Source organism: Pedobacter sp. PACM 27299, from assembly GCF_001412655.1.
Taxonomy (GTDB): domain Bacteria; phylum Bacteroidota; class Bacteroidia; order Sphingobacteriales; family Sphingobacteriaceae; genus Pedobacter.
Genome location: NZ_CP012996.1, coordinates 2,230,257 through 2,245,466, shown reverse-complemented (window position 1 = coordinate 2,245,466; position 15,210 = coordinate 2,230,257). Strand labels below are relative to the sequence as shown.

Genomic DNA, 15,210 nt, shown 5'->3' with positions numbered 1-15,210 from the left:
TAGGCATCATTTCTGTGTTCATTATCTAAACTTAGGTATATGAACATAGAATTAAGAAAACTCACTTTAGCAGATTATAATGATTTAAAGGAATCCATGAGCCAGGCCTACGATACATTAGGCGGACAAATATGGAGCAAAGCCAGCATCGAAAGATTGCTTAAACTATTCCCTGAAGGTCAGCTCTGCATCTCCGTAGATGATAAAGTAGTAGCTTGTTCCTTATCTATTATTGTAGATTACGACGAATATGGCGATAAACATACTTACAAAAACATTACCGGCGACTATTCCTTTTCTACACACGACAGAGAAGGCGATGTACTCTATGGCATAGAAATTTTTGTACATCCGGAATACCGTGGACTAAGATTAGGACGTAGGTTATATGAAGCCAGAAAAGAACTTTGCGAAACTTTAAACCTGAAAAGTATTGTTGCCGGTGGCAGAATTCCAAATTACCACCAATACGCAGATACTTTAACCCCCAGGCAATATATCGACAAGGTAAAAGCGAAAGAGATTTTCGACCCTACCCTTACCTTCCAGCTTTCTAATGATTTTCACGTTAGAAAAGTATTGAAAAACTACCTTCCAGGAGATCATGAATCTAAAGATTATGCAACGCTTTTAGAGTGGAATAACATTTATTATAGAGGTGTGGATGCTTCTGCACGTTCTGCAAAAACGATTAGAATCGGATTGGTGCAATGGCAAATGCGTTTATTCCCAGATATTGAAGGCTTTTATGAGCAAGTGAAATTCTTTGTGGATGCAGTAAGCGGATACCAGTCGGACTTTATCATGTTCCCTGAATTCTTTAACACGCCATTACTGGAACCTTACAACGACCTTCCAGAAATGGAGGCCATGCGAAAATTAGCAGAATTTACGGAAGAGATTGTGGATAGAATGCAGGAATATGCCGTATCCTATAATGTAAATATCATCTCCGGAAGTATGCCCGTATTGGAGAACAACAAGCTCTACAATGTGACTTACTTATGCCATAGAAGCGGAAAAACAGATGAATTCAGAAAGATTCACATCACGCCAAACGAGCAGAAATACTACGGAATGGTAGGTGGAGATAAAATCCAGGTTTTTGATACCGACTGTGGTAAAGTAGGAATTCTGATCTGTTATGATGTGGAGTTCCCGGAACTGAGCAGAATTTATGCCGATCAGGGCATGCAGATCCTATTTGTACCCTTCCTTACAGATACTCAAAACGGTTATACCAGGGTAAGAAGATGTGCACAGGCAAGAGCAATAGAAAACGAATGTTATGTCGCTATTGCAGGTTGCGTAGGTAATTTACCTAAGGTAAACAACATGGATATCCAGTTTGCACAATCCGCGGTATTTACACCATCAGATTTTGCTTTCCCAACCAATGCGGTAAAAGCAGAAACGACACCGAATACAGAAATGATGTTGGTAGTGGATGTGGATCTACACCTGTTAGATGAAATCCATCACTTTGGAACGGTAAGAATCCTGAAAGATCGACGAAAAGATCTTTACGAAGTTCGTTTACTTAAATAATAAACGCCCCTGAAATTAGCTTGAACTTCCTATTATAAATGATAAGCTCAGCGTAGCACCATAGCCAATTATGGTTCTGGTGCTACTTAAAAAACAGCCAGTAAATGAGCAAGGCAATAATCAATAATGGAATAATCCATTTTAGCGCAACTGCTGCCCCATTCTTATCATATTCATGCACAGCTTCGCGGGAAGGTCCGGGATCTTCCTGATGCTTGGCGTAATCTGTTTCTATTGGCTTATGTGGTTTTAGTGGCTCCTGGCCATCCTGATCATTTTGATTTTCCATTGTGTTCATAGATTTGGTCTACATTAATAACAGCACATCTTTTAAAAGGTTTTATTCGTAAATCCTATCTTTGTACCAGATGTTGAACAATTCGGCAAGATATAGTGCGTTAATTAAAGCGGAGGCCCTCCGACTAGGCTTCATGCAATGCGGCATTGCCAAAGCCGATTTTCTGGAGGACGAAGCACCAAGATTGGAAAATTGGCTAAAAAATCAGCACCATGGAGAAATGAATTATATGGAGAATCATTTCGACAAAAGGCTGGATCCAAGGCTATTGGTGGATGACGCAAAATCTGTTATTTCTTTGACGCTCAACTATTATCCGGAAAGTCAGCAGCAAGATCCAGAAGCACCAAAAATATCTAAATATGCTTATGGCATGGATTACCATCTGGTGATCAAAGAGAAACTTTTTCAATTACTGAACTTTATCTCGGAGGAAATCGGTGAGGTGTCTGGTCGCGCTTTTGTAGATTCAGCTCCCGTTTTAGACCGTGCCTGGGCAAAACGTGCCGGTATCGGCTGGATAGGAAAAAACAGTAACCTCATCAATAAAAAAAGCGGTTCTTTCTTTTTTCTCGCCGAACTGATCGTAGACCTCGAGCTGGAATATGACCAGCCTTTTCAAACAGACCATTGTGGTACCTGTACAAAATGTATTGATGCCTGCCCTACCGATGCCATCTTATCCCCATTTATTATTGATGCAAAAAAATGTATTTCTTACCTCACCATAGAACTTAGAGAAGAAATTCCGAAATCATTTAATGATAAAATGGAAAACTGGATGTTTGGCTGTGATATATGTCAGGATGTATGCCCTTGGAACAGATTTTCTGCGCCACATACTGAACCTCAATTCCAAGCCAATCAGACTTTACTAAACATGAAAAAAGAAGATTGGATGGACATTACTGAGGATGTATTCAAGACGATATTTAAGAATTCTGCCGTAAAACGCACAAAATTTAAAGGCTTAACCCGGAACATAGATTTTATAAAAAAAACCAATTAAAATGCTCAAAAAAGGAGAACATATTGAAGGCATACCAGAAGAACTTCAATTACTATTAGACCAAAATCCAACTGCAAATGCCTTTTTTGAAAGTCTTGCGAAATCTTATAAGCAAGGTTATTGCGATTGGGTAGGATCTGCAAAACAAGAAGCAACCAGAACTACGAGGGCACAAAAAGCATTGCTGATGCTGCTGAACAATCAAAAAACCTTAAAGACTTAATCATTACCATTACTTAAAAAATAGAGCTTAACAAAAAAGCACCATTATGAAATGGTGCTTTTTTTATTGCTTTTATCATAATTACGCTGATTAAAGACGCAGCATATTATCAGATTTATCTTTATCTGGCACATGAGCACTGCCCAATTCCACTTTCTCCAATTTCTTAGCTGTCTTTAGTTTAATCGTTACCTGATCGGCTTCTTTTTCCCAAATTCCAATACTTTTATGAAGATCTTCAGTGGTATCATCATCATAAGTGAATTTTAAATCAATTGGCAAAGGTTTATTGCTCTTATTCTTAATGGTAATCTCATAGCCATCCGCTACTTTATCGGCGCGTTCAATAGCCATATCTGTAACCCCCTCTTCAAAGAACCAGCGTTTCCAGAACCAATTCAGGTTTTTGCCAGAACCTTCATTCATACTGTTGAAGAAATCATAAGGCATCGGGTGTTTCCCATTCCACAATTTAATATAATGGTGCAGCGCTTTGAGAAACAATTCGTCTCCCAGGTAATCCTTCACAAATAAATAACCCAATCCTGGTTTTGGATAAGAATTAGTGAAAGTTCCTGAACCTTTTAGTTCAGTCGTTAAAGTCACAATCGGGGTGTCATCTTTTGTACCTGAAGCCATCCCTGTAGGTGCAATCCCATATTCATCCACCATTGTGGTGTCGATCATTGGTCCAATCAGCCATTCTCCGATGGTTGCCCAGCCTTCGTCCATCCAGGCGTACTTGGTTTCATTGATGCCCATGTAAAAAGGAAACATCGTATGAAAAATTTCATGAACAGTAAGGGTGATCGCATCCTGTCTTTTTTCTACCGGATTATCGTTCACCATCATTGGATATTCCATCTGGTCTAATCCATCAAAAATCGTTTCATGTGCATACGGGAAAGGCCATTTTGGGAAAGTATAACTCATCGCATGTACCGTTTGACGGGCGAAATCAATCACTTCATAGTAATCTTTATGAATAGGATTAAAAGCAGCATCTACCCTTGTTCTTCTACCCGTTTTAGGATCAACTACTAAGCTGGTTGACTTCCACAGGTAATGGTCACTGGTAGCAAACACAAAATCAGTCACATTTTTAGCGTCAAATTTCCAGGTATTATAAGCCTGATCTGCAGTCACAGCTTTATTGGCTAAGTCCTGGTCATTGATCACATCTATGACCGCATCTTCTTTTTCCGCTTTCGCCAAACGTGCTGCAATATCTTTACGCAGCACTTGTTTTGAGTTTATTAAATCACCTGTTGCCCAAACCACAAAGTTTTTCGGAACGGTAATCTCTCCCTTGAAATTACAGAAGTCATTGTAAAACTCTACATCTCCGGTATAAGGATATTTATTCCAACCGTCAATATCATCATATACCGCAATGCGAGTGAAGAAATAGGCTACAAAATGAGAACCTTCATCTACTTGTCCGGTACGCATATGAGAACCTTTATTCAAGTCATATTGATAGCTGATTTTTAGTTTAATAGATTTCCCAGGAGCCAGGGGAGCAATACTAGTCTGCATATTGGTACCATCAATAGTAATCGCTTTCTTATCCAGCTGATGACCATCCGCCTGCATCGCTATAATATCCACCCCATCATTTAAGTCGCGGCTATTAAATTTAGTATTGCGCTCCACCCCTTTTTTATAAAGATTTGGGTAAAGTTTGAACCACAATTGTTTCAAGGTATCCGGACTATTGTTAAAATAAACAACTTCCACCACTCCTTTCAACGCTCTGCTTTCGGGGTTAAAGTTCACCTTTAAATCATAATTGGCGGTGTTCTGCCAATATTTGGGACCTGGTTTTCCAGAAACATCCCTGGTTCCTTTAGTGTAAGCTGCCTGAATTTCCGGAGGAATTGGCAAACTTTGCTGCGCAGAGGCAATAACAGACCATCCGATAGAAAGGATAAAGAAAGAGATTCTTTTGATCATCATATAAATATTGTTTTAACAAAAAAGAGGTTGCCTAAAGTTTTCTTAACTTCCGGGCAGCCTCTTTTTCTACTTTTTGGTATTCTTTTATTTACCGAATTTCATTTTCAGTTGTTCCAGCATGTCATTAGTTACTTCAACTGCTGGCTTAGGCTTTTTTTGCTGTGGGGCTGCTGCTGCAGGTTTAACTACATTGCTTGCTCCAGAATTTACAGCTGGCTTAGGCTTATTCACTACCGTTTGCTGTTGTTTTTCCTGTTTCAGCTGTTCCTTTTTCTTATTCCATCTGGACCAGATCTCTTCTAACTTTTTCTTGGTATATAAAGGAAAATCTCCTTGTCTCATCCAGGCATAATAACTTGGCTCAGTATCAAAAACCTGTTCCACAGTTTTACCTTTATGCTTACCAAAGTTAAAAGTCTCTTGTCCTTGCTCATTAAATACCATTCTGCCAGCAAAATCTACTGGTTTGTTCATATTTGTGAAAGTATGTAGCGCATCTACATCATTCTGAACCGGTTTAGAGATATTCCCTTGTTTATCTTCAAACTCTGTATCCTTATAGCGCTCAATCTGCGCAAGCAATACATGGTAAGTAGCGGTAATATCTGCCTCAGCAGAGTGTGCATTTACAATATCTTTATCGCAATAAAACTTATATGCAGCACGTAAGGTGCGTTGTTCCATTTGGTGAAAAACATTCTGTACGTCAACAAATTTTCTGTCAGACATATCAAAATCTACTCCTGCTCTTAAAAACTCTTCCAGTAATACCGGAATGTCAAATCTGTTGGAATTGTAACCTGCAAGATCAGCATCGCCAATAAACTCGGCCAGTTCAGCGGCTACCTCTTTAAAGGTTGGTTCATTAGCAATATCCTTATCATAAATCCCATGAATCAGGGAAGAAGCTAAAGGAATCGGCATTTCAGGATTGATGCGCATCGTTTTGATTTGCTCCGTACCATCGGGCATAGCTTTTAAAATGGCAATTTCAACAATGCGATCTGCACCTACATTAACACCTGTAGTTTCCAGATCAAAAAAAGCAAGAGGGCGGTTTAAATTTAATTTCATTCGTATATGTTGCTATTTTTAAAGGTTTGAATCCCAAAGAATCCATTCTTAACGCTTTGGTAGCACTTCAAAAGTCGTAAAAATCATCCATTAAACCTGAACTTATTTAGTAATGTACTAAATACCATGGCAATGAATTCCATTCTAAGAAAGCAAAGAAGAGCTGTTCCCATTATTAACGTCAAAAATTCTTTTATAGCTTAAAGTAACTTAACTTGGTCGTTCAAATTACACGCTCTTATGAAATACCTCTTATACTGTGGCTTTCTACTTCTGGCCGGGCTTCCTACTTACGCACAGGACTTCCCCTTTGCCGCCATTACACTCGAAGACATTGCGCTGAAAAACACCGTTATTGATTCCAATGCAAATGCCATTGTCCTTCGGGAATTTGGTACTGCCGCCATAGAAGAAGACGCTGGAGGTGGCAGGCTTGTTGTCGTTTACCGTTACCATGTACGCCTGAAAATATTTAATAAGCAAGGATATGAACAGGCAAACATCAGCATTCCACAGCGCATTTACAACGATGTACCAGCTCAGGTATCTGAACTAAAAGCAGTCACCATTAACTTTATTGATGGCCAGTTCAAACAAAGCCAGCTGGATCCAAAAAAAGTATTTAACGTAAAAGTCAGTAAGTACGACGCCAATACCAAGTTTACCCTGCCGAATATCATGGACGGCAGTATCATTGAATATAGTTATACCGTACACATTCCTTATATTTTCAACTTTAAAAGCTGGAACTTTCAAACTGATATCCCAAAATTACACAGTCAGTATATTGCCTCCATACCTGCTTTATACAATTACAATGTAGTGCTTAGAGGCGCTTTAAAGCTTAAAGACACGAAAGCCGAGCTCAGTAAAGAATGTCTGAGAATCAATGGTACCCAGATTGATTGCTCAAAGATGACCTATACCATGGAAAACATTCCTGCCTTTATAGAAGAGGAACACATGACTGCGCCCACCAATTTTATCTCCGCTATCTATTTTGAGCTTTCCGATTACGTGATGTTAACTGGAGGAAAAGTCAATGTCACGAAAACCTGGAAAAATGTAGACAATGAGTTGACTTCCGATCGATCTTTTGGCGTACAAATGAAAAAGAAAGATGCTTTCAAAGAATTAATGCCTGAGATCCTGAAGAATACAACAGATGATCTTTCAAAAGCGCAGGCCATATATAATTACATTGCGAAAAACATAAAATCTAACGGATACATTGGCATTTACAGCGAAACTGCCGTAAAAAAAGCATTAGAAAGCCATTCTGGCAATACCGGAGATATCAATCTGGCTTTAATTTCTGCACTCAGCGCTGCTGATCTAGATGCGGAAGCCCTCATTTTATCCACCCGAAATAATGGCGAACTGAACAAGTTATTTCCAGTCATCAGTAATTTCAATTATGTAGTCGTTAAATTAAATATTGGAGAGAAGAGTTATTTATTAGATGCTTCAGTTCCCCTTTTACCCTTTGGGATGCTTCCTTTACACTGTGTGAACGGACAAGGAAGGGTCATTAACTTGAAAAAGCCATCTTACTGGTACGACATCAGCTCTGGCCAAAAAGATTATATCCGATATAATTTCACAGCAACCTTAACAAAAGACGGAAAGATAAAAGGAGAACTCCTTACCTATTCTACCGGCTACTCCGCATTTCAAAAAAGAAAAGCAATTGAAGCTGCAGGCACCATTGCTGAATATGTAGAGAAACTGGATGAAAAAATGCCCAAGATTAGCATTACCAACCATGAGATCATTAATGTAAATAGCCTTAATTTAACATTGATAGAGAAATATGAATTGGTGATCAATTCTCAGGAAAGTGATGGCCTATCACAAATTTTCTTTAACCCATTCTTCATTGACCGTACCAGCAAAAACCCTTTCAACCTCAGTGAAAGAAATTACCCGGTAGATTTAGGTGCCGCTTCCGAGCGTCGCGTCACAATCATATTAAATGTCCCTGATGATTATACCCTGGCAGATCAGCCAAAAGACATGAGCATTGGTTTGCCAGATAGTGGTGGCCGTTACCTGACCAGCACCAACTTTTCTGATCATGCCATTAGCTTTAACCAGGTTTTGCAACTCAATAAACCTATTTATGACCCTTCGGAATATTTCTCTTTAAAAGAGTTTTATAGTCAGATCATTCAAAATCAAAAAACGGATATTATCCTTAAAAAAGCAAAATAATGAAGAAGCTGCTCCTAATCCTATTGACGCTATCGACAGGTATATCCGGTTTTTCCCAATCCAGCTATCCCGTTGATAAAATACCAGCAAGCCTAAAAATTAATGCCAACTCCGTGATCAGAGATATGGAAACGACCGTAGAAATGAAAGGCATAGACCAGGTGATGATCAGCGTTAAAAAGGTGGTTACCGTATGGAACAAAAATGGAGATGCTAAAGCAGAATTGGCTTTACACTACGATAAAAGCACGACAATTCAGCGTATAAAAGGACAAATGCTCAATGCTTTTGGAGCGCTGACTTATAAATTTACACAAAGTGATTTCAGCGATGAAAGTGCCGTAAGCAATGGAAGTCTATATGTGGATTACCGGGTTAAGTATTATGTACCGCGTGTACTCAGCTATCCTTATACCATTGTTTATGAATATGAATTAAGAAATAAACAAAATCTCATTCTTCCAGATTGGTACCCTAACTCATATCCAGATCAATCCATAGAAAACAGTAAATATCTTTTTATAACGAAGCCTGGAGAGGAAGTCCGAATCAAAGAAAACAATTATCTAGGAAAGGCGGAAGTAATCAGTACTGAGAAAACAAAAACCTATACCTGGCAGCTCAGTAATAAGCCTGCGATGAAAAAAGAACCCTTTGCTCCCGATCCTGACGATTATAAAACATCAGTAAAGATTGCCGCAAAACAGTTCAGTTATTATGGCTATAAAGGCAGCTATCAAAATTGGGAAGAATTGGGGAAATGGGTTTATGACAACCTGATAAAAAACAGGCAGCAGCTCCCAGAATCAACTCTTCAGGAAGTAAAAGCACTTGTTAATGGTATAAATGACGACCGTGAAAAAGCGAAAATAATCTACGAATATGTCCAGAAAAAAACAAGATATATTAGTGTACAAATAGGTATTGGCGGTTTTCAGCCTATGCCCGCAGCAGAAGTGCAGCAATTGGCCTATGGAGATTGTAAAGCATTAGTCAACTATACACAGACCCTGCTAAAGAGCGTGGGTATTCCCTCTTTGTACTGTGTAGTAAATGCTGGAAGCACCAGAAAAGACATAGACCTCAACTTTGCAAGTATGGACCAGGGCAACCATATCATTTTAGCGGTCCCACTAAAAACGGATACCGTCTGGCTAGAATGTACCAGCTCAGAAAGCCCTTTTGGCTTTCTCGGTGATTTCACAGAAGACAGAACGGTCTTCGCCTGTACGCCAGATGGCGGTAAAATACTACGTACACCTAAACTGACAACCGATATGAATCGATTGCTTAGAAAGGCACATCTCGATATTGATACGCTTGGAAATATAAAAGGTAACCTCAAAACTACTTATAGTGGTGCTCAGTACGACAATGACAACAACTTCATCGGCCTGCCCCTATCCGAGCAACTGAAGCTGTTAAAAGCCAGTTACGATATAGACAATATCAGTTTCAGTGATTTTAAACTCAGTCAGGATAAAAGTGCTGCACCCAGCACTACAGCATCCTTTAATTTTGACATCCAGAAATATGCTGCAAGAAACAATCAGCTGTTTTATCTGGAAATCAACCTGTTCAATAGATCTAATATTATTCCAGAAATAAAAAACAGAACCTTAAAAGTTTACGTCAATAGAGGATATACGGATGAAGATGAATTAACTTATCTCCTTCCTAAAGATTTTAAATTAGAAGCCTTACCAAAAAACAAACAGATCAATTCTGCATTTGGCAGTTATAGCGCAACGATTCTATTAGAAGGAAGAACTTTGATTTACAAAAGGAAAATGGTCCTGAAAGACGGTACCTATCCAGCTGAGGAGTACCAGGAATTCAGCACTTTTATAAATGATATCAATGCGGCCGATCACAGCAGAGTGGTTTATAAGTTATAATCGCATTAGCTGATTGATAACGACACTAGCTGAGAATAAGTATTCCTAAGGCAATCCCTATGATCATAATCAGGTACATCAGAATCTCAGTAGTCGCAAATTTCTTGTATTTTTTCCAAAAGGACTCTTCTTGTTTTGGCATCGGCATCATGGTTTCTCAGGATTAATCAGCAAATATAGGCTGATCATTCTATTTTTTTGGGATAATTATTGTGTTCTCAAAAATCCCTTCATAACCTTTAACCGCATTGATCTTAGAAACCTCGACTGTTAAATAGTCGACCTTAGTGTCCAGCCTGTCAAAACCTGCAGATAAATTGACATGTAGCACGGTTATCTTTTCTTCCATAATTTCCAGCTGCCCGGATACATTCACCTGCATCCGATTGATCTTCCGATCTATGGTTTCCAGACTTGCTACGGAATTTCCTTTCATCATATTTAGCTTAACCTCTAAAGATTCTATTTTTGTGCTTAAACGAATTTCCAACTGATCTACCCGATCTTCCAACCGATCCATTCGCAGTTCCAGCTGATCCACCCGCGCTTCCAATCGATCCAGACGCTCATGTACCAAAACCAAATTCCTATTTATTTCATTAAAACCTTTAACCATAAAAACATGTAATTCCTGAATTGCGCGCAAAATTTCTGGAATTGCCGCTTCTAGTGCTATGACTCTGTCTTCTAAAGCTTTCATACGATCTCTACTTTGTTGAATACAATAATACAAAATTAATCAATGTAATTTTTAAAGAAACTATTTTTACTTAAAAAACACTCTAAAACAGGTATTTTTACTTCCAAAAAGAACCCTATTGAAGTATAAAAATCGTCAGTAGATACCCATTGGTTAAAAAAAGCAAAACAAAATGCAATACGATACGTTACTATTTAGTATAATGATAAGAGAAAGTAAAACCATCATCATCTCCAACCGGCTACCGGTCAAAATAAAAGAAGAAAACGGCGTTTATCAATTAAGTCCCAGCGAAGGCGGCCTCGCTACCGGCCTCGGCTCCATTTACAAAGAAGGTAACAACATTTGGATTGGCTGGCCAGGCATAGAAGTCCCTGAGGAAAGACAGGCAGAAGTGACCGAAAAACTGGCAGAATTAAACCTCATTCCAGTGTTTTTAACCACCGAAGATATTAACGGATATTACGAAGGATTCTCTAATGAGATTTTATGGCCGGTATTTCATTACCTGGTTACCTATGCAAATTTCGAGCAATCCTATTGGGATTCCTATCAGACGGTAAATGAGAAATTCAAGGGGGTAATCACGCAGCACCTTTCCAGTGGCGATAAAATATGGATTCAGGATTACCAGCTATTGTTACTGCCCAATTTAATACGCGAAGAACTGCCTTCAGTGACGATTGGCTTCTTTCAGCACATCCCATTCCCCTCCTTTGAAATCTTCAGACTTATCCCATGGAGGGAAGAAATCATCGCTGGGATGCTCGGGGCAGACCTTTTAGGCTTTCATACCTTTGACGATGCCAGACATTTTATCAGTGCCGCATCCCGTTTGTCGAGCAGCAATCCTTCCGACAATATCCTGAACTACAAAAACAGGCAAGTCGTAGTTGAAGCATTTCCGATGGGGATCGATAATGAAAAATTTGACCAGCTGACCAGAGATGCTAAAGTGGCGAAATTCACGGTTTCCATAAAAAACACCCTTAAAAATATAAAAACAATTCTGACTATAGATCGCCTGGATTATAGCAAGGGGATTTTACAAAGGCTGCAGGCTTTAGAACTTTTACTGCAGACACATCCGCAATACATTGGAAAGCTGGCGCTTTATATGATTGTAGTCCCATCCAGGGATACTGTTCCAAAATATAAAGAATTGAAAGACCAGATCGATCAGCTGGTTGGCAATATCAATGCAAAATTCAGAACCATCAACTGGGTACCTGTTCATTACTTCTACCGCTCGTTTTCCATCGAATTCCTTTCCGCCATTTACAGTGCTGCAGACATCTGTCTGGTGACGCCAATGCGCGACGGGATGAATCTGGTGAGCAAGGAATATGTGGCTTCCAGGGTAAATGAAGATGGTGTATTGATTTTAAGCGAAATGGCTGGTGCCTCAAAAGAGCTCAATGATGCCCTGATCGTCAATCCCAATAACATCGGAGACTTAGTTGATGCCATCATTCAGGCCATCAATATGCCTTTAGAAGAACAGCAGAACAGAATGAAAAGTATGCGGGCAATTGTCAGCAAATTCAACATACACCTTTGGGTGAAAAACTTTATGGATAAATTAAAAGAAGTCAAAACGATGCAGGAATCATTACATACCAAACACGCAGTGGCATCGATTAAAAATCAGATCAGAAATGATTATAAAAATGCAAAAGACAGGTATATATTCCTCGATTACGACGGAACATTGGTTGGCTTTAATGCTGATATCAACAAAGCCTCACCTGATGAAGAGTTATATGAAATTCTAAAAAACCTGGCGAAAGATCCTGCAAACCAGGTCATCATCATCAGCGGCCGTAATTACCAAACCTTAGAACAATGGTTTGGACATTTAGATGTGGACATGATTGCAGAACATGGCGCATGGCAAAAATACAAACACACCGATTGGAAGCCCCTCCCATTACTCACAGATAAATGGAAACAGGAGATAAAAATAGTCCTGGATACCTATACCGACCGTACGCCAGGATCCTTCATTGAAGAGAAAAGTTATTCCCTGGTTTGGCATTACAGAAAAGTAGAAGAAGGCTTAGGAGCCCTCAGAGCCAACGAAATCATCAATCACCTCCGTATGGTCATTGCCGACAAAGGACTGCAGATGATGCCCGGAAACAAGGTTATAGAGTTCAAGAACATTGAGGTCAATAAAGGAAAAGCCGCACAAAATTGGCTTTATGGACAAAATCCTGATTTTATCCTGGCCCTTGGCGACGACCATACCGACGAAGATATTTTTAAAGCACTGCCTAAAGAAGCCTACACCATTAAAGTAGGCAGCAACATCTCCGAAGCAAGATACTATCTGAAAGATTTTAGAGAAGTTAGAACACTGCTCCAGGAACTCATCCAATAAAAAAATGCGCTGGTCCAAAAAAAGGCCAGCGCATTTCAATAAAGAAAGGTTTATAAAAAAGAAGGTCTGTCTAACTTCACTGCAATCCGATGTGCGGCATTCATCAAGCCCACATGACTGTAAGCCTGAGGGAAATTCCCCCACTGCCCGCCATCAACCTCATCTACATCCTCACTAAATAGCAGCAAATGGTTGGAATATTTAATGATGGACTCGAACTCTCTGATCGCATCGTCCAATCTGCCTACACAAGCCAGGGCCTCTACATACCAAAACGCACAAATTAAGAAAGTCGTTTTCGGCTTACCGAAATCATCGGTATGAATGTATCGGTAAAACAAGCCATTTGCACCTTTAAGTTCTGCTTCTAAAGCGCTCAGATGATCCTTTGCTCTTTGCGAATTCGGATCCAGATAATTCATTAAAATCAACTGGAGTGTACTGGAATCCAAATACGGACTGCCCACCGCATGGGTATATACTTTACGTACCGGATCATAACAATCCTCAATATGCTGTGCTGCTTTGTCGATTAATAGCTGCGCACGCTTTTGCAAAGGCTTATCGTCAATGGTTATCGCCATTTTTAAGGCTGCTTTTGCTCCTGCCCATTGGAAGAGATTGGTGTAACAATGGGTATTCGGGAGGTTTCTGAATTCCCAGATTCCGGCATCCTTTTCATCAATAGTGTGCTCAATCCTTTTCAATAGTGCATCCAGCCATTTTTCCGAATCTTTTCTTTCTGAATAGATAAAACGTCTATCTGTATAAAGTGGCAGCATAGAGATCAATACCTGCCCATAGATGTCATTCTGAATGTGCTCAAAAGCCTGATTCCCGATTCTGATGGGCGTATTTCCTAAATATCCTTTCAAATCAGGAACGATATGTTCTGTCAACACCCGTTCTCCCGCAATACCAAAGAGTGGCTGATAACGTTCTTCATCCCTAAAAGAAAGATCAGTGATGTAATTAAAATACCTTTCCATTTCTTCAAAATGGCCGATATGATTTAAAGAGGTGATCACATAATACGTATCCCTCATCCAGCAATAACGATAATCCCAATTTCTTCCACTGCCTTGTGATTCCGGCAAACTGGTGGTACTGGCAGCGATAATCGCCCCTGTATCTTCATATTGATGGATTTTTAAAGTCAGTGCGGAACGGATAATATAATTCTGATAAAATCCTACGATGGTAGAGTGCTTAATCCAGGTTCGCCAATATTTCTTTGTTTCCAATAAAAAGCGCTCTGCAGTGCTGATGATGGGAGCATCCAGTTCATTCCCATAGGTTAAGATCAGGTATTTTGTTTCATTCAAAGCAAAATACTTCTCATCTTCAATATAGCTTAAGGAGATATTGGTACTCAGCTGCATATCCTCCGTATCCCCGCTAAACTCAATGTGGTTACTCCCTCTGCTTGCACTTTGTTTTCTTCCGCCGTATTCACAGACCGGTTTACAGGTTACTTTTATCCTGGGATTTCCTGTTAAAGGCTCTATTTTTCTGATCAGCATCAGCGGCTTAAAATAGCGCTCAAACTGATGAAAACGCGGTGCAAAATCGGTTACGCGATAACTGCCTTCCTCATTACTGATTTCCGTACAAATGATATTCGTATTTTCCAGATAATACTGTTTTGATAAGTACTCACCGGCCGGGAGTATCGAAAATTCGCCACCTTTTTCCTGGTCCAATAAACCCCCAAAAACAAAGCTGCTGTCAAATCTAGGCCAGCACAGCCAGTCAATATTGGTATTCTTATTCACATGGGCGAGGTAAGCGCAATTTCCTATGATTCCGGTTTGATAAGTGTGTCTCTCTGTCATATATGATTACAATTGATGTAATATAACAACAGGAGTTTCTTGTTTTTGTTCCTGCTTATTCCTAAACCA

General features: G+C 39.5%; 11 protein-coding genes. 6 read left to right on the top strand and 5 right to left on the bottom strand.

Annotated elements, in window-relative coordinates; all coding sequences use genetic code 11:
* Positions 1 to 39 precede the first annotated feature (39 nt).
* Positions 40 to 1,548, top strand: a complete 1,509-nt coding sequence (locus tag AQ505_RS09375) for a carbon-nitrogen hydrolase family protein (RefSeq protein WP_062547937.1) — start codon at positions 40 to 42, stop codon at positions 1,546 to 1,548.
* Between the two features lie 82 nt (positions 1,549 to 1,630).
* On the opposite strand, the gene AQ505_RS09370 is transcribed toward AQ505_RS09375, so the two are convergent.
* On the bottom strand, positions 1,631 to 1,837 hold the full coding sequence (locus AQ505_RS09370; protein ID WP_062550945.1) for a hypothetical protein: 207 nt from the start codon (positions 1,835 to 1,837) through the stop codon (positions 1,631 to 1,633).
* Between the two features lie 79 nt (positions 1,838 to 1,916).
* Here AQ505_RS09370 and queG point away from each other — a divergent pair, with 79 nt between their 5' ends.
* Positions 1,917 to 2,855 carry a tRNA epoxyqueuosine(34) reductase QueG gene (gene queG / locus AQ505_RS09365; RefSeq protein WP_062547936.1) on the top strand — a complete coding sequence of 313 codons (939 nt, stop codon included), beginning with the start codon at positions 1,917 to 1,919 and terminating at the stop codon, positions 2,853 to 2,855.
* A gap of 1 nt (position 2,856) precedes the next feature.
* On the top strand, positions 2,857 to 3,078 hold the full coding sequence (locus tag AQ505_RS09360) for a YdeI/OmpD-associated family protein (protein WP_062547935.1): 222 nt from the start codon (positions 2,857 to 2,859) through the stop codon (positions 3,076 to 3,078).
* A 90-nt stretch (positions 3,079 to 3,168) separates the two neighbouring features.
* On the opposite strand, the gene AQ505_RS09355 is transcribed toward AQ505_RS09360, so the two are convergent.
* Both AQ505_RS09355 and AQ505_RS09350 read right to left on the bottom strand, forming a co-directional pair.
* The gene (locus AQ505_RS09355) at positions 3,169 to 5,037 is read right to left on the bottom strand and encodes a M1 family metallopeptidase (protein ID WP_062547934.1); all 1,869 of its coding nucleotides are present in this window, start codon (positions 5,035 to 5,037) and stop codon (positions 3,169 to 3,171) included.
* A gap of 84 nt (positions 5,038 to 5,121) precedes the next feature.
* The gene (locus AQ505_RS09350; protein ID WP_062547933.1) at positions 5,122 to 6,111 is read right to left on the bottom strand and encodes a 3'-5' exonuclease; all 990 of its coding nucleotides are present in this window, start codon (positions 6,109 to 6,111) and stop codon (positions 5,122 to 5,124) included.
* Positions 6,112 to 6,351: 240 nt separating this feature from the next.
* Here AQ505_RS09350 and AQ505_RS09345 point away from each other — a divergent pair, with 240 nt between their 5' ends.
* Both AQ505_RS09345 and AQ505_RS09340 read left to right on the top strand, forming a co-directional pair.
* A complete protein-coding gene (locus AQ505_RS09345; protein ID WP_062547932.1) occupies positions 6,352 to 8,325 on the top strand; it encodes a DUF3857 domain-containing protein in 1,974 nt (657 codons plus the stop codon).
* A complete protein-coding gene (locus AQ505_RS09340) occupies positions 8,325 to 10,223 on the top strand; it encodes a DUF3857 domain-containing protein (protein WP_062547931.1) in 1,899 nt (632 codons plus the stop codon). Before AQ505_RS09345 ends, AQ505_RS09340 begins: the two co-directional genes overlap by 1 nt.
* Positions 10,224 to 10,413: 190 nt before the next feature.
* Here the strand turns inward: AQ505_RS09340 and AQ505_RS09335 are convergent, their stop codons facing one another.
* Positions 10,414 to 10,923 carry a hypothetical protein gene (locus AQ505_RS09335; RefSeq protein WP_062547930.1) on the bottom strand — a complete coding sequence of 170 codons (510 nt, stop codon included), beginning with the start codon at positions 10,921 to 10,923 and terminating at the stop codon, positions 10,414 to 10,416.
* A gap of 202 nt (positions 10,924 to 11,125) precedes the next feature.
* Between AQ505_RS09335 and AQ505_RS09330 the strand changes: the two genes are divergently transcribed.
* Positions 11,126 to 13,306, top strand: coding sequence for a bifunctional alpha,alpha-trehalose-phosphate synthase (UDP-forming)/trehalose-phosphatase (locus tag AQ505_RS09330; RefSeq protein ID WP_062547929.1), 2,181 nt, complete (start codon positions 11,126 to 11,128; stop codon positions 13,304 to 13,306).
* 50 nt (positions 13,307 to 13,356) lie between these two features.
* Here AQ505_RS09330 and AQ505_RS09325 read toward each other — a convergent pair whose 3' ends face one another.
* Positions 13,357 to 15,141 (bottom strand): glycoside hydrolase family 15 protein, encoded by a 1,785-nt coding sequence (locus AQ505_RS09325; protein WP_062547928.1) that lies wholly within the window; start codon positions 15,139 to 15,141, stop codon positions 13,357 to 13,359.
* Positions 15,142 to 15,210 lie beyond the last annotated feature (69 nt).